Origin of the sequence: Flavobacterium lindanitolerans (assembly GCF_002846575.1) — a bacterium.
GTDB classification, from domain to species: domain Bacteria; phylum Bacteroidota; class Bacteroidia; order Flavobacteriales; family Flavobacteriaceae; genus Flavobacterium; species Flavobacterium lindanitolerans.
In genome coordinates, this window is record NZ_PJND01000007.1 from 776,585 (window position 1) to 800,581 (window position 23,997).

General features: G+C 38.2%; 24 protein-coding genes. 15 read left to right on the forward strand and 9 right to left on the reverse strand.

All coding sequences use genetic code 11. The annotated features are described in order from the left end of the window. The first annotated feature begins 91 nt into the window (after positions 1–91). Together B0G92_RS03440 and B0G92_RS03445 are read left to right on the forward strand one after the other, a co-directional pair. Positions 92–778, forward strand: a complete 687-nt coding sequence (locus B0G92_RS03440) for a GNAT family N-acetyltransferase (protein ID WP_101471109.1) — start codon at positions 92–94, stop codon at positions 776–778. A gap of 3 nt (positions 779–781) precedes the next feature. After that, positions 782–1,090, forward strand: coding sequence for a hypothetical protein (locus tag B0G92_RS03445; RefSeq protein ID WP_056067557.1), 309 nt, complete (start codon positions 782–784; stop codon positions 1,088–1,090). Positions 1,091–1,095: 5 nt separating this feature from the next. Here the strand turns inward: B0G92_RS03445 and B0G92_RS03450 are convergent, their stop codons facing one another. Both B0G92_RS03450 and B0G92_RS03455 read right to left on the reverse strand, forming a co-directional pair. Continuing rightward, the gene (locus tag B0G92_RS03450) at positions 1,096–2,013 is read right to left on the reverse strand and encodes an alpha/beta hydrolase (RefSeq protein ID WP_101472013.1); all 918 of its coding nucleotides are present in this window, start codon (positions 2,011–2,013) and stop codon (positions 1,096–1,098) included. 48 nt (positions 2,014–2,061) lie between these two features. Continuing rightward, complete coding sequence (locus tag B0G92_RS03455) at positions 2,062–2,532, reverse strand: CYTH domain-containing protein (RefSeq protein WP_101471110.1); 471 nt, start codon at positions 2,530–2,532, stop codon at positions 2,062–2,064. A gap of 79 nt (positions 2,533–2,611) precedes the next feature. Between B0G92_RS03455 and B0G92_RS03460 the strand changes: the two genes are divergently transcribed. The 4 genes from B0G92_RS03460 (at position 2,612) to B0G92_RS03475 (ending at position 6,895) form a co-directional block, all read left to right on the forward strand. After that, positions 2,612–4,699, forward strand: coding sequence for a recombinase (locus tag B0G92_RS03460; protein WP_101471111.1), 2,088 nt, complete (start codon positions 2,612–2,614; stop codon positions 4,697–4,699). Then, entirely contained in the window at positions 4,696–5,145 is a 450-nt protein-coding gene (locus B0G92_RS03465; protein WP_101471112.1) for a GNAT family N-acetyltransferase, read from the forward strand. Before B0G92_RS03460 ends, B0G92_RS03465 begins: the two co-directional genes overlap by 4 nt. Before the next feature lie 18 nt (positions 5,146–5,163). Further along, positions 5,164–6,252, forward strand: coding sequence for a DNA polymerase IV (gene dinB, locus B0G92_RS03470; RefSeq protein ID WP_056067568.1), 1,089 nt, complete (start codon positions 5,164–5,166; stop codon positions 6,250–6,252). A 127-nt stretch (positions 6,253–6,379) separates the two neighbouring features. After that, positions 6,380–6,895 carry a PAS domain-containing protein gene (locus tag B0G92_RS03475; RefSeq protein WP_101471113.1) on the forward strand — a complete coding sequence of 172 codons (516 nt, stop codon included), beginning with the start codon at positions 6,380–6,382 and terminating at the stop codon, positions 6,893–6,895. 421 nt (positions 6,896–7,316) lie between these two features. On the opposite strand, the gene B0G92_RS03485 is transcribed toward B0G92_RS03475, so the two are convergent. The 6 genes from B0G92_RS03485 to B0G92_RS03510 all read right to left on the reverse strand — a co-directional run bounded on the left by B0G92_RS03485 (position 7,317) and on the right by B0G92_RS03510 (position 12,657). Then, positions 7,317–8,090, reverse strand: coding sequence for a Bax inhibitor-1/YccA family protein (locus B0G92_RS03485; RefSeq protein ID WP_056067571.1), 774 nt, complete (start codon positions 8,088–8,090; stop codon positions 7,317–7,319). A 114-nt stretch (positions 8,091–8,204) separates the two neighbouring features. Further along, complete coding sequence (pyk, locus tag B0G92_RS03490) at positions 8,205–9,635, reverse strand: pyruvate kinase (protein ID WP_056067573.1); 1,431 nt, start codon at positions 9,633–9,635, stop codon at positions 8,205–8,207. Between the two features lie 2 nt (positions 9,636–9,637). Then, on the reverse strand, positions 9,638–10,126 hold the full coding sequence (locus tag B0G92_RS03495) for an IPExxxVDY family protein (protein ID WP_101471115.1): 489 nt from the start codon (positions 10,124–10,126) through the stop codon (positions 9,638–9,640). Between the two features lie 114 nt (positions 10,127–10,240). After that, complete coding sequence (gene rnc / locus B0G92_RS03500) at positions 10,241–10,981, reverse strand: ribonuclease III (RefSeq protein WP_101471116.1); 741 nt, start codon at positions 10,979–10,981, stop codon at positions 10,241–10,243. 7 nt (positions 10,982–10,988) lie between these two features. After that, complete coding sequence (fabF, locus tag B0G92_RS03505; RefSeq protein WP_056067585.1) at positions 10,989–12,242, reverse strand: beta-ketoacyl-ACP synthase II; 1,254 nt, start codon at positions 12,240–12,242, stop codon at positions 10,989–10,991. A 178-nt stretch (positions 12,243–12,420) separates the two neighbouring features. Next, positions 12,421–12,657 carry an acyl carrier protein gene (locus tag B0G92_RS03510; RefSeq protein WP_007137004.1) on the reverse strand — a complete coding sequence of 79 codons (237 nt, stop codon included), beginning with the start codon at positions 12,655–12,657 and terminating at the stop codon, positions 12,421–12,423. Between the two features lie 175 nt (positions 12,658–12,832). Between B0G92_RS03510 and purN the strand changes: the two genes are divergently transcribed. From purN to B0G92_RS03545, 7 genes are all read left to right on the forward strand, one after another. Beyond that, entirely contained in the window at positions 12,833–13,393 is a 561-nt protein-coding gene (gene purN / locus B0G92_RS03515) for a phosphoribosylglycinamide formyltransferase (protein WP_101471117.1), read from the forward strand. Between the two features lie 2 nt (positions 13,394–13,395). Continuing rightward, a complete protein-coding gene (locus B0G92_RS03520) occupies positions 13,396–13,650 on the forward strand; it encodes a hypothetical protein (protein WP_101471118.1) in 255 nt (84 codons plus the stop codon). Between the two features lie 71 nt (positions 13,651–13,721). Further along, on the forward strand, positions 13,722–13,991 hold the full coding sequence (locus tag B0G92_RS03525; protein WP_101471119.1) for a hypothetical protein: 270 nt from the start codon (positions 13,722–13,724) through the stop codon (positions 13,989–13,991). Between the two features lie 2 nt (positions 13,992–13,993). Then, on the forward strand, positions 13,994–14,473 hold the full coding sequence (gene rnhA / locus B0G92_RS03530) for a ribonuclease HI (RefSeq protein ID WP_101471120.1): 480 nt from the start codon (positions 13,994–13,996) through the stop codon (positions 14,471–14,473). Positions 14,474–14,537: 64 nt separating this feature from the next. Next, complete coding sequence (locus B0G92_RS03535) at positions 14,538–15,116, forward strand: DUF2199 domain-containing protein (RefSeq protein WP_245867680.1); 579 nt, start codon at positions 14,538–14,540, stop codon at positions 15,114–15,116. A 129-nt stretch (positions 15,117–15,245) separates the two neighbouring features. Then, positions 15,246–16,175, forward strand: a complete 930-nt coding sequence (locus B0G92_RS03540) for a PfkB family carbohydrate kinase (RefSeq protein ID WP_101471121.1) — start codon at positions 15,246–15,248, stop codon at positions 16,173–16,175. A gap of 155 nt (positions 16,176–16,330) precedes the next feature. Next, a complete protein-coding gene (locus B0G92_RS03545; RefSeq protein WP_101471122.1) occupies positions 16,331–18,229 on the forward strand; it encodes an amidophosphoribosyltransferase in 1,899 nt (632 codons plus the stop codon). A 456-nt stretch (positions 18,230–18,685) separates the two neighbouring features. On the opposite strand, the gene B0G92_RS03550 is transcribed toward B0G92_RS03545, so the two are convergent. Continuing rightward, entirely contained in the window at positions 18,686–19,294 is a 609-nt protein-coding gene (locus B0G92_RS03550) for a superoxide dismutase (RefSeq protein WP_056067599.1), read from the reverse strand. Positions 19,295–19,531: 237 nt separating this feature from the next. Between B0G92_RS03550 and B0G92_RS03555 the strand changes: the two genes are divergently transcribed. After that, positions 19,532–22,687: a UvrD-helicase domain-containing protein gene (locus B0G92_RS03555; RefSeq protein ID WP_101471123.1), complete on the forward strand. Its 3,156-nt coding sequence runs from the start codon at positions 19,532–19,534 to the stop codon at positions 22,685–22,687. A 65-nt stretch (positions 22,688–22,752) separates the two neighbouring features. Continuing rightward, a complete protein-coding gene (gene kbl / locus B0G92_RS03560; protein WP_056067603.1) occupies positions 22,753–23,946 on the forward strand; it encodes a glycine C-acetyltransferase in 1,194 nt (397 codons plus the stop codon). Positions 23,947–23,997: the final 51 nt, after the last annotated feature.

The following is a 23,997-nucleotide window of genomic DNA, read 5'->3' on the forward strand; positions in this document are numbered from 1 at the left end:
CATTTCGATGTTCGGTGGTTTTTTGTTTTAAGGGTTCTATAGGCATTGACTTTGGCGCGATTGGGAATAATCTTAAAACAGTACATTATTTATGAAACCTGAAAAGTATAAAAAATTAGACAATCCTGTTTGGTATTCTTTATCAGAAAGCCATCGGGATTTTGCAATTAATTATAACAATATAAAGTTTTACCGTCCGGATTATTGCCCGTTTGGAGGTTTTCAAAGTCCAGATGATATTTCTGAAAGTATTGATTCTTATTCGCACCTGACAGATAGTTTTTTTGTTGTTGGTGAAAAACCGTTGTTGTCTGATAAACTGCTGCTAAAAAATGAGCTGATTTGCGCACAAATGATTGTTGAGAATAAAATAGATATGGAGTATAAAAATACTATTGTGTCATTGACCTCAAACAATACCAAAGCTTTATTTGACCTGGTTAATCTGGTACAGCCGGGTTATTTTAAAGAGAAAACAGCTTTACTGGGAAACTATTACGGAATCTTTGAAAAAGGAGAATTGATAGCCGTAACCGGAGAGCGGATGAAAATGGATGATTTTGTAGAAATCAGCGCTGTAGTCACACATCCTGAACATACCGGAAAAGGCCTGGCAAAACAGTTGGTTGCCCATACGGCTAATGCTATAATAGAACAGGGAAAGATGCCTTACCTTCATGTGGTTGAAAGCAATGAAGGTGCTATAAAATTATATGAAAAGCTGGATTTTATAACAAGACGAAAGATTAGTTTTTGGCATATTGTAAAATTAAGATAGAAGATGATGAAAGAAAATAAAATAGGAAAAATAACCATAGCAATAATCACAATCGTTTTAGTATTGGTGACTATAAGGTTGTCAGGACATAAACATTCTCTAGGGATTTTTGTGCTGGCACTCTTCGGCTTTTATTTTGTGGCTTTTTTAATTGGAGCCCTCCTAAAAGCAACGGAAGTTATAAGCAAGTCTCTTTTTTATGTTTTTTTAGCGGTGTTATTGACTTCGTTCTCCTTGTTTTTCGTTTACCACCATAGCTATGACAGTCATAACGAAACCCGAAGCCTGTTGTATGGTTTTAACGGTGAATAATAACCTTAGTCACAAAATTTATAGGTAGCAGACAGCTCATTCTTTTTTCCGGTTGGCACAATGTCATGCTTTTGGAATTTCTTTCCGGACGAAACATCATTCAGAAAATTTAAAACAATGTGGTGCTCTTTTTCAAAAAGATAACCGCTGTACTCATGTCCGCCACCACAAAACGTATAGAGCGCTCCGGAACCGTCTAAGCTCACGATATGATTATAGATAGAATAGGAACCAAAGAGCATTAGCCATCCTGAAGCATTTGTCTTGCAATAATGATGTGGAGCAGTAGCATAAGGAACGGTTGTATCACCATTTCCATGAAAGAAAAACATAGGAATTATGTTTTTTTCAGTAATCAGATTTAAGTCCATAATAGCTCCTGCACCCGAAACGAGTCCGGCATATTTAAATCCGGCAGGAAGTGAATTATCATATAAATTCATCGTTTTAAAATCCCAAAATGCAGCATGAAGCACAGTTTCGGCTCCGGCACTGGAACCGGCAATAAATATTTTTGAAGTATCGATAGCATATTTTTCACTGTTTTTTATAAAAAAGGAAGTGGCCAGCCATAAATCGTTTACTGCATATTGAAATGCCTTAATCTTTTCAGAAAGAATACCGTCGCAACTGAATTTCTTACCTTTGGCATACAGTGTATAGGTTATCGTAGCGCTTGCATAACCATTTTGGGCAAGATAATGACAAAGACTGTGACCGGATTGTCTTTCTCCTCCTGAAAATCCGCCGCCGTGCACATACAAAAGCAATGGTAGTTTATTGCCGGACGTTTTTGCCGGAAGAAATAAATCAAGGTCTAACTTAATTGTATCGTTTTGGAAATAAGTCAATGTTGTCATTTTTTGGGCATTTCCTACATGAAAAGACAACAGAAACAAAAAGGCAATCAGGATTTTTTTCATTGTAATTGGGGTAATCAATTATAGTTTATTGACGTATAATAAAACAAATTATTTCCAGGTTTTATAAGGATGCTGGCTTAAAAAAGCATTATAGTAACGCTCATCGTTTGTAACCTCACTTCCCAACCAATCAGGCTTTTCAAAGGTTTCATCTTCAGATTTCAATTCAACTTCGGCTATAACGAGTCCTTCATTATCTCCAAAAAATTCGTCAACCTCAAAAACATGGTTTCCGGACCGCACTTCATAGCGTATTTTGTCAATAACACCCTTTTCACAAAGCTGAATCAGGTGTCTGGCTTCCATAAGCGGAATTTCAGTTTCCCACTCAAAGCGGGAAACCCCGGATTCGTTTCCTTTTCCTTTGATGGTCAGAAAACCGCTTTCTCCTTTAATCCGGATACGGACAGTTCTCTCCGGATGGCTGTTGAGGTAGCCCTGGGCAATATGATTTTTAGCAAAAGCAAATGTCTTAAACTGGTCAGAGTTGACAAGGAATTTTCTTTCAATCTCAAGCATGGGTATCTTTTTATTAACGAAGTTACTGATAAATGCTCTTCTATTTGTATTTTTACGATAAAGCTTAAGTTAAAACCCCATGAAAATTAGAAAATCGAAGCCAAAAATCTCCATTGCTTCTTTTATGAAGCATTATTTTGATGAAAGCCAGCTATGGACGAAGGCAAATGACGAAATTGAATTATTGGTGCAGCTGGTCAGTATTATAAGACCAAAAAAACCAAAAGCGGTCTTAGTTGTCGATATTCAGGAATTGTTGGAGTTTCTTCAACAAAATGATTTCATACGATTACAGTTTTCTTACTATGTCAAAAAACTGCTGCACAATAAAAAATTCAATAAGTTTCTTTCAGATGCGGGAATCCTCCGTGATGTTGATTTTATTTTTGAGGTCCGAAAAAGGATTTTTTCCAAATTGCTTCCCTATCAGCCTAGCAAAGATTCATTGGAGTATATTTTAAATCAGGTTTTTTATCTGGCAACCGACACGATTTGGGTAAACAAAATTCCGGTTTCCCAAATCGAAGAACTTTATGACCTTTTACTGTTCAATTCGATTTATGACACGGTAGAAGAAGATTCCGTATTGTCCGAAATGTTGCTTTCTATGAATATTATTACGCAACGTATTAGTGGTCGTGCCATGGAAACGGACGTTATAAAAATGGTTCCGGAATATGATAATCTGGAGAGTCCTTTTGCTGCCTTGGAAAAAGAGCTCCATCAGATTGATGATACGGTGAGGAATGCGGAAAATAATCATTTTATTTCATCCACAGACCTATACTACAAACAACTTTTGATATTGCACAAGCAATGCAATGATTTTGTAGAAAAAGCCTTTGCCAATTCTTCAAAATACGGTATTTCGCTTCGCGTTAACCAAAATCTGCTCCGCATACGCCAACAGCTATACCGATTAAAAGTACTGATTCCGCTTTTGGTTGTGGATAGAGAAGAAAACAAAAAAAATAATGGGATACAGCTTGCGTTAAAACTCATAAAATACAACTGTTATAAAAACGATATCAGAGGTCTGGTAAGCGAAAGTACGCAGCTTTTGTCCTATGAAGTTACACAGCATACTGCAAAAACAGGCGAAAAGTACATTACAGAAACACGGCAGGAATATTTCAGGATGTTCAGGGCAGCTTTAGGAGGCGGACTCATAGTGGGTCTTTTGTGTATCATCAAAGTGATGTTGGGCAAGGTAGAAACCAGCGGTTTCGGGCATGCTTTTTTATATAGTATGAACTATTCGATTGGATTCATTGCCATTTATCTCTGCGGGTTTACTTTGGCTACAAAACAGCCGGCCATGACAGCATCAGCATTGGTCAGGGCGTTAGAGCAGGGTATGAAAAAACAAGGAAATTCATCTGAAAAACATCAGGCATTTGCGGTATTTTTTGCGCGGGTTTTCAGGTCACAGTTTATTGCTTTTGTAGGGAACGTTGTTATGGCATTTCCGGTTTCGCTGTTGGGAATCTGGCTGATTGATTATGCCTTTGAATATAATATTGCCGCTTCGAAATGGACAAAACTGCTGACAGATATAAGTCCGGTTCATTCGCCGGCTATTTTTCACGCAGCAATCGCCGGTGTGTTTCTTTTTCTTTCCGGTATTATTTCAGGAAGTATTGCCAATAGGGACAAGCATCATCAGGTGTATTACAGAATACAGGAACATCCCGTACTGAAGATGACTTTTGGCAGGGAGAAAACAAAAAAAATTGCTGATATGTATGAAAAGAAATGGGCAGGTATTATCTCCAATTTTTGGTTTGGGGTGTTCATGGGTTCGACCGCATCCATCGGATTGTTTTTTGGATTAAATCTTGATATCCGGCACATTACTTTTGCAAGTGGAAATATGGCTTTAGGGCTTTATGGAGCCGATTTTATGGTAACTTTGTCATTGGTAATCTGGTGCATTATTGGAATTGGCGTAATCGGGTTGGTCAATTTCCTCGTAAGCTTTGCGTTGTCTTTGGGGTTGGCTTTCCGTTCCAGAAATATTCCGTTGCGTGAAATACGTTTTGTTATCTTGTCCATCTGGAAACATTTCAAAAGCAAACCTATGAGTTTCTTTTTTCCATCAGAAAGAAAGATAAAAACACAAACAGAGGAAGAGTATTTGGCTTTAGATACAAAAAATAAAAAATGATAATAAGAGAGTATGCCGGTTCTGACAAAAACAGAATATTGGAACTTTTAAGACTGAATACACCGAAATTCTTTTCTCCAAATGAAGAGAAGGACTTGTCGTATTATTTGGATAATGAGGCGGATAATTATTTTGTTCTTGTCATGGAAAGTAAGATTGTTGGATGTGGAGGCTTTAATCTGACAGAAGATGGCAAAACGGCAAAAATATCCTGGGATATCTTTGATCCGGGCTATCAAGGAAAAGGACTTGGCAGTGCTTTGACCCGATTCAGGATCGAGAAGATAAAAGAAAACAAACAGGTTAAGACTTTATCTGTGAGAACATCGCAGCTTGTTTATCCGTTTTATGAAAAATTTGGGCTCAGGCTCAGGGAAGTTGTGAAAGATTTCTGGGACGAAGGGTTTGATTTATATCAATTGGACTGTGATATAGAGTCGGTTTGATAAATTGGCAGTTGGGTTATGGAGGAGCAGGAACAAATTCAAAATCGCAAAATCATCCATGTCGATATGGATGCCTTTTATGCTTCTGTTGAGCAGATGGACAATCCTGAATTGAGAGGAAAACCTATTGCCGTTGGTGGTGGAGGTAACAGGGGTGTTGTTGCAGCAGCAAGCTATGAAGCCCGAAAATTTGGAGTACGCAGTGCCATAAGCGGCTATCAGGCCAAGAGAAATTGTCCCGAATTAATATTTGTAAGACCCAGGTTTGAACGTTACAGGGAAATCTCCGAGCAGATACGTCAGATTTTTTATGATTATACTGATTTGGTCGAACCGCTTTCTCTTGACGAGGCCTATCTGGATGTTACTGTCAATAAAAAAGGAAATCCCAGTGCCACACTAATTGCCCGCGAAATTCGCAAAAGGATATGGGATGAAGTAGGATTGACAGCCTCTGCCGGAATTTCCATAAATAAATTTATTGCTAAGGTTGCATCGGATTTTAATAAGCCTAACGGACAAAAAACGGTCAATCCCGATGAAGTGCTTGCCTTTTTGGAAGAACTCCCCATCAGGAAGTTTTATGGAGTAGGGAAGGTGACTACAGAAAAAATGTATCAGTTGGGAATTTTTACGGGTAAAGACCTGAAAGAAAAAACAATAGACTTTTTAATAAAACATTTTGGGAAATCAGGAGCCTTTTATTATTCGGTAGTCCGGGGCATTCACAACAGCGCGGTAAAGCCGGAACGCATAGCGAAATCTGTAGGAGCCGAGCATACTTTTCATGAAAACCTGACTTCGGAAATTTTTATGATGGAACGCCTGGAATCGATTGCCGCGACTTTGGAACGAAGGCTGAAGAAATATGATATTTCAGGGAAAACGGTCACGTTAAAGATTAAATACAGCGATTTTACATTACAAACCCGAAGCAAGACCATGCCCTATTTTATTTCTGACAAAAGTCTGATTTTGGATGTAGCCAAAGAATTGCTCTATCAGGAAAAAATGAAAGACTCGGTGCGTCTGCTGGGAATATCACTTGGGAATTTGAATACGGAAGTAAAAAAGACGGTAGTTGTACAGTTGAAGTTTGATTTTTAATTTAAGATTTAAGATTTTGGCTTATGGTGTCTAAACCTAAAATCAGAAATCAAAAATCACAAATAAGAAAGGGCAAAGTTTCTGAACTACTTTCTATCAAAGATTTATATTTGCTAAAAATATTACCATGTTTGACCTAAATGAATATGAAAACGCACAAAAGGGGTATTCTGCTACGCAGAATGCTATTCCCGTGCCTTTATATTCGTGGGATTTTTTTGGAGAATATCTCGAACAGCTCAAGAACTCCCTTTCTGACTTATCCAAATTGAAGGTGCTTTCAAAATCCAATCACTGGAAGTTAAATTGGGATTTTAAAGAAGAATTACAAAAAGACCACGTTATAGTTGTGACGGACACTTCTTTGAATATAGTATTTGCTTCAGAAAATATTATAGGAATGACAGGCTATGCTTCAGAAGAAGTACTCGGGAAAAGCCCTAAAATGTTTCAGGGTGACGAAACTTCTAAAAAAGAACTGCAACAGATTCGTGAAGCAATTGATGCCAGGATTCCTTTTGAAAAAACAATCATAAACTACAAAAAAAACGGGGAAACCTATTCCTGCCATATCAAGGCTTTTCCAATATTTAACCGTAAGAAGAAGGTGGTGAATTTTATCGCGTTTGAAAAAGCAGCCTAAATCTTTAACCATAACACATCTTTTCTAATATTTTATCCAAACCTGTTTCACCTTTAGGTCTCTGCATCTTTGTGAGCAAATTTTCAAGCAAAGGCGCAGAGATGCCGTCTTTTTTCCGGATGCATATTTTTCGTTTAGTTAAATACCATATTATTCTTTAAAGTTTTTCTCCCCTGAAAAAAAGGGGAAATTTCCCCTTGTTTCGTTTTTACCATCGGCATAGCTTTGTAACATAATCACAGGCATTGGGAATTTACATGAATTGCACAAACTCAAACTTTCCCAAACAATGTGTCGTTGAATTATAATGGGGGTGTATGACTCAAGCATAACAGGGTTAGTGGCTGTTTTTGCAAAAGTCATCTGGAAAAAAAAAGGTTTGACTCAAGTCAAACCTTTTTTGATTTTATATGTTTATTGTTTAGTTTCTGCTGGAAAGCTTGGAAAGCAATCTTAGGAACTCGATATAAAGCCACACAAGAGTAATCATTAATCCCATAGCTCCAAACCATTCCATATATTTTGGCTGTCGGTTTTTTGCTCCTTTTTCAATCAGGTCGAAATCTAAGAACAGGTTCAGGGCGGCAATAATAATTACGACAACACTGATTCCGATACTCATTAGCGAATTGCCATGGTGAACCGGCACAAAGCTGGTAAACATTGAAAGCAGCCATGAAATTAAGTAATACGTAGCAACAGCTAATGTGGCAGCAATAACTACGGATTTGAATTGCTCGTTTACTTTTACAATCTGATATTTATATAGGCCAAAACACACTAAAAACGTGACGAAGGTAGCGCCAACAGCCTGTATTACGATTCCAGGATACATGGCTTCAAATACGGCAGAAATACCTCCGATAAATAATCCTTCAACCAATGCATAAGCCGGAGCCAGGTAGGAAGAGTATTGAGGTCTGAATGATGAAATCAAGACTAATATAAATCCAACAATTGCTCCTCCTATTGCCAAAGGAAGCGGATTAAAACCGTTAAAAGCCAGCCACCATGTTAAAGAAGCAGTGGCAGTTAATAACAAAAGCATAAAGAAACTCTTGTTGATGGTTCCGGAAACAGTCATTTCCTGGCCGTAATCAATCAGGGTTGAGTTTTCGTCCGGGCTGTAAGAATGAACCGTTGGTTTGCTAAAATTCTTATTGCCCAAAAATGGATTATTTGACTTGAAATTCATAATCGTTTATTTTAATATCAGCCCAAATATAATTTTTTCTTTTCTATTTTCCTTGCGGCAGCAATAAAAAATCCGTTAGAGGAGCTAACGGATTTGATTATTTGTCAGTTGGTGTTATTCCATTTCGGAAACTCTCAGAGTATTGACCATTCCTTTATCAACTACCGGCATTGCGGCAAGATTGATAAGGAAATCGCCTTTGTCAACATATCCTTTTTCTCTTGCTATTTCATTGACGTCAGTAACGGTGTCGTCTGTGCTGACAAACTTATCGTAATAGAAAGAATTGACACCCCATAAAAGGTTTAATTGCGTCAGGATTTTTTTGTTGGATGTAAAAACCAAAATATGCGATTGTGGTCTCCAGGCCGAAATCTGGAAAGCAGTATAGCCACTGTTGGTTAGCGTACAGATTGCTTTCGCCTTGATTACGTTAGCCATCAAAGCGGCGTGATGGCAGATGGATTTTGTAATAAAACGTTTAGTCCTGATTTGTGGCGTGTTTTGAGGTACCTGAATCAGTGGAGAATCCTCCACAGCTTCAATAATCTGTGTCATTTTTTCGATTACCTGTACAGGATAGTTTCCTACGGAAGTTTCTCCCGAAAGCATAACGGCATCAGCACCATCCATTACAGAGTTGGCCACGTCGTTTACTTCAGCACGGGTAGGTGTAAGGCTTGTAATCATTGTTTCCATCATTTGGGTAGCAATAATTACAGGTATACGGGCAGTTTTTGCCCTGTGGACTAATTTTTTCTGAATCAGCGGTACTTCCTGTGCAGGAATCTCAACACCAAGGTCACCTCTGGCTACCATTAATCCGTCACAAAATGCAACAATCTTATCTATATTTTCAACGCCTTCCGGCTTTTCAATTTTGGCAATAATTGGAATTTTATGTGCAGAATTTTTAGAAATCAGGTCCTGTAGTTCCTGAAGGTCTTCAGATGTCCTAACAAAAGAAAGAGCAATCCAGTCTACCTGGTTTTCAATAGCAAAAAGGGCATCCTTAATATCTTTCTGTGTCAAGGCTGGCAATGAAACCTTAGTATTTGGAAGGTTTACTCCTTTTTTAGATTTTAGAGGGCCGCCCTGAACGACACGGCAGATTACTTCGGAAACACCATTGGATTCAAGTGCTTCAAATATTAATTTTCCGTCATCAAGAAGGATTCTTTCTCCCGGTTTTACGTCAGCCGGGAATTGCTTATAATTCATATAGACTCTTTCGGCTGTCCCCGGAACATCCTCGGCGGTCTGGAACGTAATGATATCTCCTTTGCTTACAATGACGTCTTCTTTCATTACACCAACACGAAGTTTAGGGCCCTGAAGGTCAGCTAAAATCGCGGTGTTGTATCCAAATTCTTCATTCAGTTCGCGGATCATATCTATTCGGGCTTTCACGTCGGTATAATCTGCATGGGAAAAGTTAATCCTAAACACATTTACTCCAGCATCGATCATGTCCTTAAGGACATCTTTGGTGCTGCAAGCGGGGCCTAATGTAGCTACGATCTTTGTTTTTTTTCTTGTCGACATTATTAGAAAATTAAGTTGTTTTTAGATTTTATATTGTCTGGAAACACTTCATAAACGGTTGTGATCCATTCTATTTTATTCAGTTTTTGCAGTATCTCTTCGATTTCAAATGTGTTGCAGTTGTTTTCTATTTTCAAAAAGTAATCCACTTTTTTAAGTTCAGGAAGCAGGTATACTTTTGTGGCAATCTCTACATTCTCATCCAGGAAAAGATCCTGTGTGTTATTTTTTTTATAGGTAATAATTTCGTTTTTGTTTTGGACGAGACTCCAAAGTATGTCTTTTGCCACATCATCATAGCTGAATTTTGTAAACGCAGCTTCTCCATCTTTGGTCGTAATGCCAATCTCGTCATTGCTTCGGCTTAAGAGAATAGGTAATTGCTGATTGATGAAGTAAGCCAATCTGAAATCTTCTAATGAAGTGTGGATAGCAATAAGCTCATAATCAACTTCATCAAATTCGTCAAGATGTAACTTATGGATGCCCATATTGAAATTAAATAAGTCGTAAATATAGCTATATTTACTGAGGAATTATACAAAATACAATTAGGTTAACGTTAATTTATCAACGAAAACGATATAGTTTTAAGATATTTCTAACTATTTGTTTTTGATTTTTTCCTGAAACGCGAAGTATGCTCTTTGGGAAGCTTTTTCTTCAGCCTTCTTTTTTGAAGTAGCCCTGGCTTTTGCAACTACTTTATGGTCTATACTTAACTTGACTCCAAAGAAACGCTGTCCGTCAATGCCATTATCTTCATAGACGTCATAATGGAAAGCTCTTTTTTCTTTCTGGCACCATTCAATCAGAAGACTCTTGTAACTGATAACTTTACCTTCCAGTTTGGCAATATCCACATAAGGAGTGATAACCCTTTTTTTGATGAATTTTTCGCAGTAGGTATAACCTTTGTCGAGATATATGGCACCGATAAGCGCCTCGAAGATATTTCCGTGAATGTTCTCTCCAAAATGTTGGGCAGGAACTTTGCTTTCGATAAAACGGATGAGGTTGAGGTCGCGCCCCAGCTCATTCAGATGTTCGCGGCTTACTATTTTAGAACGCATTTTAGTAAGATAGCCTTCATCTCCTGAAGGAACCTGATTGAATAGGTGAGCGGCAATTACAGAGCTCAACATGGCATCCCCAAGAAATTCCAGGCGTTCGTAGTTAATCTGATTTCCGTCAGCATCCAGTTTGTTGGAAGAGCGATGCGTAAAAGCCCTGCGGTAACATTCAAGGTTGATGGGTTTGAAACCTAGTATTTTATAGATGTCGCTAAAAAAAATCCCGTCTTCATGAGAACGGGAATTTGGAAATATTTTTCTGATGATGTTCATCCGAATATTATAGTTCTAGTTTTTTAACCAAAACGCAGGCATTGTGTCCTCCAAAACCGAAAGTATTACTCATTACTACTTTCATGTCTCTTTTTTGAGCCTTATTGAATGTGAAATTCAATTTTGGGTCAATATTTTCATCATCCGTAAAGTGGTTGATGGTTGGAGGTACGATACCGTGTTTGATAGACAAAATGGCTGCAATTGCTTCAATAGCACCGGCAGCTCCCAATAAGTGTCCTGTCATCGATTTGGTAGCATTCAGATTTAATGTATAGGCATGCTCGCCAAATACGTGCTGGATCGCTTTCGATTCTGCAATGTCTCCAAGCGGAGTTGAAGTTCCGTGCATGTTAACTCCGTCTACATCTTCCGGCTTTAGACCGGCATCTCTAAGACAGTTCAACATTACGTTTTTAGCGCCTAATCCTTCCGGATGCGGAGCTGTAATATGGTGCGCATCAGCCGACATTCCGCCACCGCCTATTTCGCAATAGATAGTAGCGCCACGGGCAATAGCGTGCTCGTATTCTTCAAGAACTAAAGCTCCGGCTCCTTCTCCCAAAACAAATCCTTCACGGTCCTTGTCCATTGGCCTTGACGCTGTTTTTGGATCGTCGTTGCGGGTTGAAAGCGCGTGCATAGCGTTAAATCCACCCATTCCGGCAATAGTTACAGCAGCTTCAGAACCTCCGGTAACCATTACATCAGCATGATTCAGGCGGATGTAGTTGAAAGCATCAATAAGCGCATTGGTAGAGGAAGCACACGCAGAAACTGTCGTGAAGTTAGGTCCTCTGAAGCCATATTTAATAGAAATATGTCCACCGGCTATATCGGCAATCATTTTTGGTATAAAGAAAGGATTGAATTTTGGAGTACCATTCCCTTTCGTAAAGTCCATTACTTCCTGTTGGAATGTTTCAAGACCTCCGATTCCGGAACCCCAAATTACGCCAACTCTGTCTTTGTCTAATTTGTCAAAGTCGAAATTGGCATCTTTTACAGCCTCATCAGACGATACTATGGCATACTGCGCATAACGGTCCATTTTGCGGGCTTCCTTGCGGTCTATAAAATCTTCTGCATTAAAGTTTTTCAGCTCGCATGCAAATTTAGTTTTGAAATGAGTGGTATCAAAATAAGTTATAGGAGCAGCGCCGCTAACACCATTGATAAGTCCATTCCAATATTCCTGGACGTTATTTCCAATGGGCGTCAAGGCACCTAAACCGGTTACTACAACTCTTCTTAATTTCATACTTAAAATTTTATAGTTATAAATTTATATAAAAAATACCCATGCTTTCTTCTTAGTCGTAAAAAAGAGACAGGGGTATTGCATAATATCTTAATGATTGAAAGCAATCAAATTGAATCTTTTGTAAAAATAATAACTCCCGTGAATTCTCAAAGAAAACACGGGATGTCAATTGTTATTATTTTTTTGCTTCTTCTATGTAAGAAATTGCTTGACCTACAGTAGCAATGTTTTCAGCCTGGTCGTCTGGAATCTGAATGTCAAATTCTTTTTCGAATTCCATAATAAGCTCAACAGTGTCTAATGAATCAGCTCCTAAATCATTTGTGAAGCTAGCTTCTGTTACAACTTCGTTTTCGTCAACGCCTAATTTGTCTACGATAATCGCCTTAACTCTTGATGCAATGTCTGACATAATCTTTTAATTTTTGAATTTAATTGTTGGCAAAAATAAAAAACTTTATTTTAAAACAACGTTTTAGTTGATAAATGTGAGTACTAATTTAAAAAAAATATTTCACAAAGGCTTTCAAAATCTATTTAATATCATTTATTATTCTTTTTTTTGTGCTATAATTAATGACGTTTCCATGAAAAAAATCATCCTGTTTGCTTCGGGTTCGGGTTCCAATGCCGAAAACATTATCCGCTATTTTCAGGATAAGAAAACAGCCGAAACGGTAGCGGTTTTTTCAAATAATCCGAATGCTAAAGTTTTAGAAAAAGCTGAAAAACTAGGAGTGCCGTGTTATGTTTTTACAAAAGAAGAACTCAATACGGGCAAAGTGTTGGAGCAGGTGATGATGCTTAATCCGGATTTGATTGTGCTAGCCGGGTTTTTATGGAAATTTCCAACCGACATTGTAACCCAATACCCGAATAAAATTATCAATATCCATCCGGCACTGTTGCCAAAATATGGCGGAAAAGGCATGTATGGAATGAATGTCCACAGGGCCATTTTAGAAAATAAGGAATCGCATTCCGGAATCAGTATTCATTATGTGAATGAAAATTATGATGAGGGTGCTATGATTTTTCAGGCAGAGGTTGCAGTTGATAATTGCACGACTCCAGAAGAAATAGCACTTAAGGTGCAGGAATTGGAACATGCACATTTTCCTGAAGTCATTGATAAAATTTTAAACTAATTATGAAGTCATTATTGTTTCTTTTCCTGTTTCCCTTTTTTTCTGTTTTCGGACAGGAGCGGTTTGAAGTAAAAAATATAAACTTTTCCGTTCAGGTTCCTGAAAGTTGGACAATATTAGAAGGAAAGGAAATATTGGAAAATGTCAAAAAATTCGATTTCAATACGAAACAATTGAAAGAGCTCATTTCAAGCGATAGCGATGGAGTGAATTTAGTGACTTACACAAAAACAATCCTAAAACATATACCGGAATAATCCCTACTATAAAAATTAGGATGGTAAAGACAAACGCTAAAAACATTGGGGGCTTTTTGAAATCTATAGAAATGTCAAATACTGAAGCTGAAAAAGTATTTGGTAATTTTACTTTTACTAAAAAACCTTCTGTTGTTAAAGTTTCAAAAGATAATGCTGTTTCATTTGCGGTCAATTTCAAATTGAAAAAAGGAAGTAACGAATATAAGATCAATAGTGACAGCTATTATATTCTAAGAAAAGGATATTACATTTCAATAAATTTTATAGAGCAATTGGGCAAAGAAGATAATTCAGAATTATTCAAAACTTTAATAGGAAGTATAATCTCGGGAAATTAATAATGTCGCACCAAGTACATATTTATACTGATGGCGCTGCCAAAGGAAATCCCGGTCCCGGAGGCTATGGCGTGGTGATGGAATGGGTGGGCAGGCCCTACAGAAAAGAATTTTATGAAGGTTTTCGCCTGACCACTAACAACAGGATGGAACTTCTGGCGGTTATTGTAGGTTTGGAAAAACTCAAATTGCCAAATACCAAAGTATTGGTCATTTCCGATTCTAAATATGTAGTCGATTCCGTTACCAAAGGCTGGGTTTTTGGCTGGGAAAAGAAAGGCTATAAAGACAAAAAAAACCCGGATTTATGGAGACGCTTCCTGATTATTTACAGAAAACATCAGGTTGATTTTAAATGGATAAAAGGGCATAACAATCATCCGCAAAACGAACGTTGTGATCAGTTGGCGGTTATGGCATCGGGATTGCCGAATTTATCTGTGGATACTTTTTATGAGAGGGAAGAGAAGGGATTGCTGTGAGTTTAGGGCTATTTGTCCGACTTCTCACAATTGTTTAGAATAGTTGATTTCAAATATATTATAGATGGATAAAATGAATGGCCCAATTAAGTATACTTGTGAATGTTGTGGAGACATACATGAAAATTGGCCAGCGCTGACATTTATTTCACCTGATAATTATGATTTTCTTTCCGCTGACGATAAGAAAAATATCGCAGAATTAAAAAGTGACACATGTATAATCATTCACCCAAATCAAACAGATAGGTTTATTCGTTGTACATTGACGCAGCATGTTAATGATCATTGCGAAGGTTTAGAATATGGTCTTTGGGTTTCTTTAAGCGAGAAAAGTTTTCAAGATTATATGGAGAATTTTGATAATGATAATCATGAGGTGCAATATTTTGGTTGGCTTTGTAATGATATACCTGAATATAAGTTTCCTGAAAGTATTCCGACAACAGTTGTCACAAAAAAAGGAAATCAAAGGCCTGAAATTTTTCCTCATGAGAGTTTTGACCATCCATTTGTAAAAGATTACTATAATGGAATTAGTAAAAAAGAAGCTGAGAGCAGGATTAAAATGATGCTTCAGAAAACTAAAGACAACAAATTAGCCTTAACTTCTAAAAAGGCTTGGTGGAAATTTTGGCGATAATAAGTTGTTTTTGCGATAACTGTATAGGCTTGTTCTGAAATAGGTTGGAGTAAAAAAGTTTATAAAACAACAACATTGCATGTTTGCAAGTTATAAAGTATCTTTGCGCCTTAATTCGAAAATCTAAATATGAATAAATTACTGATTGTTGGAACAGTTGCTTTCGACGCTATAGAAACTCCTTTCGGGAAGACAGATAAAATTTTAGGGGGAGCAGGAACTTATATCGGATTGTCCGCTTCGTTTTTTAACCTTAAATCTGCCATAGTTTCTGTTGTGGGTGATGATTTTCCTCAAGAGTATTTGGATTTGCTGACAGCAAGAAATATTGACATTTCAGGATTGGAAATCGTAAAAGGAGGCAAGACTTTCTTTTGGAGCGGACGCTACCATAACGATCTTAATTCCAGAGATACATTAGATACACAATTAAACACATTGGCCGATTTTCAGCCAAAAGTTCCTCAGGATTTCAAAGATGCTGATGTTGTAATGTTGGGCAACCTGCACCCGTTGGTTCAGGCAAGTGTTTTGGATCAGATGGAGAAGAAACCAAAATTGGTTGTGTTGGATACGATGAATTTTTGGATGGATTGCGCACTGCCGGAATTACTGGAAATAATGAAGCGTGTTGATGTGATTACAATCAACGACGAAGAAGCAAGACAGCTTACAGGGGAATATTCTTTGGTAAAAGCGGCAGCAAAAATTCACACAATGGGTCCGGAATATGTCGTAATTAAAAAAGGCGAACATGGAGCATTACTTTTCCATGGTAAAGAAATTTTCTTTGCACCGGCATTGCCATTGGAAGAAGTTTTTGACCCGACCGGAGCGGGAGATACGTTTGCAGGTGGATTTGCAGGATATATTACGCAGAGTGAAAACATATCTTTCAAAAACATGAAAAATGCAATTATCTACGGTTCGAACCTGGCTTCTTTCTGTGTCGAAAAATTCGGGACGCAAAGAATGGAAAAACTGAGCAAAACTGAAGTGCAGGAAAGACTGCAACAGTTTAAGGCCCTCACCCAGTTCGATATTGTATTGGAAGAATAGCGGATAAGACCGAAGCCTCATGATGGGGCTTTTTTTTATTTATATAATAAAGTTTTTATGCCATATAAACTTTATAACTGCCACAAAGACTTGAAAAACAAATTGGTACAAGAATTGCTTTAATAACACGACAACTACAACAACACAACAACACAATGAGCGACGCTTTAAAACACGAGTGTGGTATAGCCCTTTTAAGATTGAAAAAACCGTTAGAGTTTTATAAAGAAAAATACGGTTCGGCTTTTTATGGAGTACAGAAAATGTATCTCCTGATGGAAAAGCAACACAACAGAGGACAGGATGGAGCAGGTTTTGCCAGTATCAAATTTGATGTTGAGCCGGGCGAAAGATATATCAGCCGTGTCAGATCCAATGACCCACAACCGATTCAGGATGTTTTTGCCCAAATCAATGCCCGCATTAATGACGAATTATCCAATCATCCGGAATATGCCGAAAGCGTAGCGCTTCAGAAAAAAAATATACCTTATATAGGAGAGCTTTTTTTGGGCCATGTGCGTTACGGAACTTTCGGAAAAAACAGTATAGAAAGCGTACACCCGTTCCTGCGCCAGAACAACTGGATGCATAGAAATCTTATTGTAGCCGGAAACTTCAACATGACCAATGTAAAGGAACTTTTCGACAGTCTTGTAGAATTGGGGCAGCATCCAAAAGAAATGGCAGATACTGTTACTGTAATGGAAAAAATAGGTCACTTTCTGGATGATGAAGTGACAGGTCTTTATCAGGATTGTAAAAATGAAGGGTTTTCCAAAAGAGATGCTTCTCCGGTTATAGCTGAAAGGCTTGATGTTGCCAAAATACTCCGCAGAGCTTCAAAAGGCTGGGATGGCGGTTATGCAATGGCAGGTCTTTTTGGACATGGAGATGCTTTTGTTTTCAGAGATCCGGCAGGAATTCGTCCGGCCTATTTTTATGAAGACGATGAAATTACAGTAGTAGCTTCAGAAAGACCGGTAATCCAGACGGTTTTTAACGTGTCGTTTGACAAAGTACAGGAACTTGATCCGGGTCATGCTTTAATTATCAAGAAAAACGGTAAAGTATCCAAAGAAGAAATTATTGCTCCGGTAGAAAAGAAAGCCTGCTCCTTTGAAAGGATTTATTTCTCCAGAGGCAGCGATGCGGAAATCTATCAGGAAAGAAAAGATTTAGGAAAACTGATTCTTCCTGCCGTGCTGGAAGCAATTGATCAGGACACTGACAACACGGTTTTCTCCTATATTCCAAATACGGCAGAAACCTCTTTCTACGGAATGGTGGAAGCTGCACAGGATTTTCTTAACCAGAGAAAAAACAATTACATACTCGAAAATAGGAATACGCTAACTAAGGAAACGCTGCAACAGTTGCTTGCCGTTAAAATACGTACAGAAAAAGTAGCTATCAAAGATGCCAAACTGCGAACGTTTATTACGGAAGACAGCAGCCGTGACGATTTGGTTGCCCATGTTTATGATGTTACCTATGGCGTAATTAAGCCGGAGGATAACCTTGTTATTATCGACGACAGTATTGTAAGGGGAACCACGCTAAAGAAAAGTATCCTAAAAATGATGGACAGGCTGAATCCTAAAAAGATTGTCATTGTGTCTTCAGCGCCACAAATCCGCTATCCGGACTGTTATGGTATCGATATGGCCAAGCTGGAAGGTCTGGTGGCTTTTCAGGCGGCTTTAGAGCTCTTGAAAGAAAGAAACCTGTATCATATAGTAGATGAAGTCTATGCCAAATGTAAGGCACAGGAAAACTTTAAGGATATAGATGTGATCAATTATGTCAATGAAATATATGCTCCGTTTCAGCCGGAGGAAATCTCAGACAAGATTGCACAAATGTTGAGTTCGGAAGGCATAAAGGCAGAAGTAAAGATTATTTTCCAATCGGTCGAAAACCTTCATGTTGCCTGTCCTAAAAATCTGGGCGATTGGTATTTTACAGGAAATTATCCAACACCGGGAGGAAACAGGGTAGTCAACAGAGCCTTCATGAATTTTTATGAAGGAAAAGATTCGAGAGCATACTAAAATCAGACAAAATAATGCAGTTGGTCGACTTTATGAAATAGTTAATCTATTTAATTTTGTCTGTTGGCGCAAATTATCATATATTTGGAGGACCATAGCATTAGTAGGTTAAGTTTATGGTAGATTTGGGGCAAAAAGGGTGGAAGCAATTCCGCCTTTTTTATTTTATATACTTCTTATTGCCCCAATATATAGGTTTTTATGTTGTCGAAAGCCCTTTTTTAACAAATTTCCGCACTTTATCGATTATTTGTACGCTTTAACAGAAATAATTGCAGGGCAAAACAAATGCCCTTACTTTCGTAGGACCATAGCATTAGTAGGTTAAGTTTATGGTAGATTTGGGGCAAAAAGGGTGGAAGCAATTCCGCCTTTTTTATTTTTACAAACCTCTGTAAAAAATAAAAACGCCCTGAACAGTCAGGACGTTTTCTCGTTAAAATAAGGGGGAAAATATTATTTCTCCATAGCATATCTTCTCGCAACCTCTTCCCAATTAATTACATTGAAAAAAGCCTCGATATAATCAGGTCTTCTGTTTTGATAATTCAGGTAATAAGCATGTTCCCAAACATCCATTCCTAAAATTGGAGTACCTCCGCAACCTACGTCCGGCATTAAAGGGTTGTCCTGGTTAGGAGTACCGCAAACCTCCAATTTACCGCCTTTGTGAACACAAAGCCAGGCCCATCCTGAACCAAATTGCGTAGCTCCTGCTTTTGAGAATTTAGCCTTAAACTCTTCAAAAGTTCCAAAATCTTTTTCAATGGCATCCAAAAGGTCACCCTTTGGAAGTCCGCCACCGTTTGGAGACATTACCTTCCAGAATAAATTGTGGTTGTAGTAGCCGCCGCCATTATTTCTAACAGCCGCATTCTTTTTGTCAAGATTGATAAGGATGTTTTCAATAGTCAAACCATCTAGGTCAGTGCCTTGAATAGCCGCGTTCAGGTTAGTTGTGTAAGCATTATGGTGCTTTGTATGGTGGATTTCCATTGTTCTAGCATCGATATGCGGTTCCAGTGCATCATAAGCATACGGTAATTTTGGTAATTCAAAAGCCATAATATATATTTTTATTCAGATTAATAAATATTTTATTCAAATTTAAACATTTAACTTTGGAATAAGAAATACTATTTTGTTATAATTATATTAGGGAAAATGATAATATCCTAGAAAACACAGGGAATCAAGTAAAAAACTGTATTTTTCAAAAGGAAATTATGTAATTTAATAACAAAAAGATACAAAACAGTGGAAAACCAAATATCAAAACAAACAGATTTGTTTATTCTATAAATGCAAAAAACCGCATTCACATTATATGACGCCTCAGCCGGGTCCGGAAAAACTTTTACGCTGGTAAAAGAATACCTGAAAATACTCCTGACATCACCCAAAAATGATGCTTACAGGAATATCCTTGCCATTACCTTTACCAATAAAGCCGTAGGCGAGATGAAAAGCAGGATTGTTTCCAGCCTTTCAGAATTTGCCAAAGACGAACCCGGTCCAAAAGCGGTGGAGCTCATGGAGGTCATACAGCAGGAAACCGCGTTGAATGCCATTGATATTAAAATAAAAGCCAGGCAGATTATCAAAAATATCATCCATAATTATGCCTCGTTTGATATTTCCACAATAGACAAGTTTACCCATAAGGTTATTCGCGCCTTTGCACATGACCTGGGTCTGCCTATCACTTTTGACGTTTCTTTAGAAACCGATAATCTTTTGACGGAAGCCGTAGATGCTATCATCGCACAAGCCGGAGAAGACGAGACGCTCACCAGGCTTCTGGTCGATTTTACGATGGAAAAAACCGATGATGACAAAAGCTGGGACGTGACAAGAGAAATTCTTGACACCGGAAAGCTGCTGCTCAATGAGAATAACAGGAATGAAATTGTCCATTTTCAGGACAAGACAATTTCAGAATTCGTAGAAATAAAAAAGAAAATCCAACAGGTAGTTACAGACCTTGATGCAGAATGTGCCGTTTTGGCACAAGAAGCCATTGCTGTAATAACGGCAGCGGGAGTAGATGAAAAATCCTTTTCAGGAGGTTATTTTCCCAAACACCTGCAAAGCATCAAAGAAGGCAGGTTCAATGCGAAAAATAAAACCTATCACGAAGCCGAAGACATTAAAATAAATAAGACGGCAAAAGACAAGGAAATTATTGAAGGTATCATTCCCGAACTGCTTTCCCTTTTAGAACGGGTTTATAAAAATCAGGAAAAAATGGCCTTTTATATGGCTTTCCTGAAAAATATCACACCGCTGTCATTGCTCAATACGGTAAGCCAGGAATTGTCAAAAATTCAGAAAGAGCAGAACATCCTGTCGATTTCGGAGTTTAATGCCATTATCTACAAAGAAATACAGAATCAGCCGGCGCCTTTTATCTACGAAAGGCTGGGTGAAAAATACAAGCACTTTTTTATTGATGAATTTCAGGATACTTCCGAAATGCAATGGCAGAATCTTATTCCGCTAATTGACAATGCGCTTTCCAGTGAAGATTTGCAGGGAGAAAGAGGCTCGCTAATGATTGTAGGCGATCCAAAACAATCTATTTACCGTTGGCGTGGCGGTAAGGCAGAACAGTTTATCGAATTGAGCAAAGAACATAATCCGTTTAACAATCCGGATAAGAAAATTGAACATCTGGACAGGAATTTCAGAAGCTATTCAGAAATCATTCAGTTCAATAACGGATTTTTCAAGATGATATCGGAACAGTTTACCAATCCGGATTATAAAAATCTTTATGAAAACCATAGCCATCAGGAACATAACTCCAAAATTGGCGGTTATATCAATATTTCCTTTCTACCTAAAATTGAAAAAACGGAAGGTGACGACGAAGAAACCCCAGACAAAACCAGACAGTATGTACAGGCGACACTGGTTGCCATCAAAAAATCGCTTGCACAAGGATTTGAGTACAAAGACATAGCTATACTGACAAGAAGGCGCGATCAGGGAATAGCCGTGGCCGGATATCTGACAGAGCAGGGAATACCTATTCTTTCTTCTGAAACCCTGATGATTGAAAACGCTACCGAAGTCATCTTCATACTGAATGTGCTCCGATATCTGAACAACAGCAGCAATCTTGAAGCAAAAGCCTATTTGCTACAATATATAGGAGAATATGTACAGAAACAATTGCCGGTTCATGACTTTATTTTCCAGGGTATGGAAAACAGAAATGAAAAAGAGTTCGAAAATTGGCTGATGTCGTTTGATATTTCGCTATCGTTTCAGGAGCTTAGAAGAAAGTCGTTGTATGAAGCCGTAGAAAGCATCATATCAAAGTTTATAAATCTGAAACAGAACAATGCCTACATTCAGTATTTTCTTGATTTGGTTTTGGAAAGAGATATCAAAAACCAGGCAGGTATTACAGATTTTCTTTCCTATTGGGAGAAAAATGGCCATAAATTCAGTATTCCGTCTCCTGAAGGAAAAAATGCAGTTCGTATCCTGACCATCCACAAATCCAAAGGATTGGAGTTTCCGGTAGTAATTTTTCCGTTTGCGGAAGAAGATTATTCCAGACGTCCTAAAGACAAATTATGGCTGGACAGTGAAGATAATATTTCTGAATTGCCAAGGGTGTTGATTGATAACAGTAGCGCCGTTGAAGGTTTTGGAGAAGAAGCGTCTTTAGTCTATCAGCAAAAAAAACAGGAAGATTTGCTTGACAATGTCAACGTGCTCTATGTGGCGCTGACCCGTGCCGAAGAACAGCTTTATATTATTTCAAGCATGAACCTTTCTGCAAAAGGAGAATTGCCTAAAAATAACATGGCGCTTTTTTTTATAAATTATCTCGAAAAATTCGTTGGTTTCGACATCCAAAAACACGAATATGAAATTGGAAGCCCGGAAAGAATATCCCGTAAAAGTCCAATCGGGGAAGAGGCCCGAAAAATTCCTTTTGTCAGGGAAGTGCTGGACCCCAAAAACATAAAGATTGCCCAGCGTGAATCCTTAATGTGGGGAACACATCAGCAAAAAGCTATTGAATATGGGAATATTGTCCATGAAATACTTTCCTATATCGGAAACGCTTCCGATGTCGGGCTGGCACTCACCAAAGCAATAGAAAACGGACTGATAGTTGAAAGCCAGCAAGAAGAGGTGGCCAAAACCATTTCCCTGATACTGGGCCATCCGGAACTTATGGATTATTTTGCAGAAGGCAATAATGTCATGAATGAGCAAACTATTATCCGGAAAGAAGGAACGCCTATCAAGCCGGACAGAATGGTTATGGCGCAAGATAATAAAGTATACCTGCTCGACTATAAAACGGGTTCTCACAACCAGAAATACCTGCAGCAGTTGGAAGCCTACGAACAGGCAATAGAAAAAATGGGATATCAGGTAGCCAAAAAAGCATTAGTGTATATTGGAGAAGAAGTAAATGTAGTAAATTTGTAAAATCAGGAACAGCCAAATATCGGGCAATACCTGGCATCGAACAATAAAAACCAAATACAGAAAATATGTACGGAAAAATCCAGCAATATCTGCAAGAAGAATTGCAAACCATAGAAGACAATGGGATTTTCAAAAAAGAAAGAATAATTACTTCGCCTCAAGGAGCAGAAATCACAATTTCGACAGGAGAAAAAGTATTGAACTTCTGCGCCAATAACTATCTCGGACTATCGTCGCATCCGGAAGTGGTTCAGGCAGCCAAAGATGCTTTGGATACACACGGTTTCGGAATGTCGTCCGTTCGCTTTATCTGCGGAACACAGGACATCCACAAAACTTTGGAAAAAAAGATAGCCGATTTCTACGGAACCGAAGATACTATCTTATATGCCGCAGCGTTTGACGCTAACGGAGGTGTTTTCGAACCTTTATTCGGTGAAAATGATGCGATTATATCCGATTCTTTAAACCATGCCTCCATTATAGACGGTGTCCGTTTGTGCAAGGCCGCACGTTACCGTTATGAAAACAGTAACATGGAAGACCTGGAGCAGCAGCTAATCAAAGCAAATGAAGCCGGCCATCGTTTTAAGATTATCGTTACTGACGGTGTTTTCTCTATGGACGGATTAGTGGCGCCATTAGACAAGATTTGTGACCTGGCAGATAAATATGATGCTTTGGTAATGGTAGACGAATGCCATGCTGCAGGATTTATAGGAGCCACAGGAAAAGGAACCCTGGAGGCCAAAGGTGTGATGGGAAGAGTGGACATCGTTACGGGAACACTCGGAAAAGCTTTGGGTGGTGCTATGGGCGGTTACACAACAGCCAAAAAAGAAATCATTGAACTGTTGCGCCAACGTTCAAGACCTTATTTGTTTTCAAATTCTTTGGCGCCTTCAATCGTAGGTGCGTCAATCAAGGTTTTTGAACTTTTAGAAAAAGATACTACTTTGAGAGATAAGCTGGAATGGAATACCAATTACTTTAAAAAAGGAATGAAAGAAGCCGGTTTTGATATCATAGATGGAGATTCTGCCATTGTTCCTGTAATGCTTTATGATGCCAAATTATCACAAAATATGGCCAATGAATTGTTAAAAGAAGGAATTTATGTAATAGGATTTTTCTTTCCGGTTGTGCCAAGAGACAAAGCGAGGATTCGTGTACAACTTTCCGCAGCACATACAAAAGAACACTTAGATGCTGCTATTCAGGCATTTACGACTGTAGGAAAAAGGTTAAATGTAATATAAAATGAGTTTTAACTAAATTTGAGTTAATTTTTTAACATAAATCTTTGTAAT

What these genes read in the sequence shown, in the direction of transcription:
- B0G92_RS03510 (WP_007137004.1), bottom strand. Translation starts at nt 12,657, where the DNA reads ATGTCAGACATTGCATCAAGAGTTAAGGCGATTATCGTAGACAAATTA.
- B0G92_RS03475 (WP_101471113.1), top strand. Translation starts at nt 6,380, where the DNA reads ATGTTTGACCTAAATGAATATGAAAACGCACAAAAGGGGTATTCTGCT.
- purN (WP_101471117.1), top strand. Translation starts at nt 12,833, where the DNA reads ATGAAAAAAATCATCCTGTTTGCTTCGGGTTCGGGTTCCAATGCCGAA.
- B0G92_RS03520 (WP_101471118.1), top strand. Translation starts at nt 13,396, where the DNA reads ATGAAGTCATTATTGTTTCTTTTCCTGTTTCCCTTTTTTTCTGTTTTC.
- B0G92_RS03555 (WP_101471123.1), top strand. Translation starts at nt 19,532, where the DNA reads ATGCAAAAAACCGCATTCACATTATATGACGCCTCAGCCGGGTCCGGA.
- B0G92_RS03445 (WP_056067557.1), top strand. Translation starts at nt 782, where the DNA reads ATGATGAAAGAAAATAAAATAGGAAAAATAACCATAGCAATAATCACA.
- kbl (WP_056067603.1), top strand. Translation starts at nt 22,753, where the DNA reads ATGTACGGAAAAATCCAGCAATATCTGCAAGAAGAATTGCAAACCATA.
- B0G92_RS03535 (WP_245867680.1), top strand. Translation starts at nt 14,538, where the DNA reads ATGGATAAAATGAATGGCCCAATTAAGTATACTTGTGAATGTTGTGGA.
- B0G92_RS03455 (WP_101471110.1), bottom strand. Translation starts at nt 2,532, where the DNA reads ATGCTTGAGATTGAAAGAAAATTCCTTGTCAACTCTGACCAGTTTAAG.
- pyk (WP_056067573.1), bottom strand. Translation starts at nt 9,635, where the DNA reads ATGTCGACAAGAAAAAAAACAAAGATCGTAGCTACATTAGGCCCCGCT.
- B0G92_RS03495 (WP_101471115.1), bottom strand. Translation starts at nt 10,126, where the DNA reads ATGGGCATCCATAAGTTACATCTTGACGAATTTGATGAAGTTGATTAT.
- rnc (WP_101471116.1), bottom strand. Translation starts at nt 10,981, where the DNA reads ATGAACATCATCAGAAAAATATTTCCAAATTCCCGTTCTCATGAAGAC.
- B0G92_RS03465 (WP_101471112.1), top strand. Translation starts at nt 4,696, where the DNA reads ATGATAATAAGAGAGTATGCCGGTTCTGACAAAAACAGAATATTGGAA.
- dinB (WP_056067568.1), top strand. Translation starts at nt 5,164, where the DNA reads ATGGAGGAGCAGGAACAAATTCAAAATCGCAAAATCATCCATGTCGAT.
- B0G92_RS03545 (WP_101471122.1), top strand. Translation starts at nt 16,331, where the DNA reads ATGAGCGACGCTTTAAAACACGAGTGTGGTATAGCCCTTTTAAGATTG.
- rnhA (WP_101471120.1), top strand. Translation starts at nt 13,994, where the DNA reads ATGTCGCACCAAGTACATATTTATACTGATGGCGCTGCCAAAGGAAAT.
- B0G92_RS03440 (WP_101471109.1), top strand. Translation starts at nt 92, where the DNA reads ATGAAACCTGAAAAGTATAAAAAATTAGACAATCCTGTTTGGTATTCT.
- B0G92_RS03550 (WP_056067599.1), bottom strand. Translation starts at nt 19,294, where the DNA reads ATGGCTTTTGAATTACCAAAATTACCGTATGCTTATGATGCACTGGAA.
- B0G92_RS03450 (WP_101472013.1), bottom strand. Translation starts at nt 2,013, where the DNA reads ATGAAAAAAATCCTGATTGCCTTTTTGTTTCTGTTGTCTTTTCATGTA.
- B0G92_RS03540 (WP_101471121.1), top strand. Translation starts at nt 15,246, where the DNA reads ATGAATAAATTACTGATTGTTGGAACAGTTGCTTTCGACGCTATAGAA.
- B0G92_RS03460 (WP_101471111.1), top strand. Translation starts at nt 2,612, where the DNA reads ATGAAAATTAGAAAATCGAAGCCAAAAATCTCCATTGCTTCTTTTATG.
- B0G92_RS03525 (WP_101471119.1), top strand. Translation starts at nt 13,722, where the DNA reads ATGTCAAATACTGAAGCTGAAAAAGTATTTGGTAATTTTACTTTTACT.
- fabF (WP_056067585.1), bottom strand. Translation starts at nt 12,242, where the DNA reads ATGAAATTAAGAAGAGTTGTAGTAACCGGTTTAGGTGCCTTGACGCCC.
- B0G92_RS03485 (WP_056067571.1), bottom strand. Translation starts at nt 8,090, where the DNA reads ATGAATTTCAAGTCAAATAATCCATTTTTGGGCAATAAGAATTTTAGC.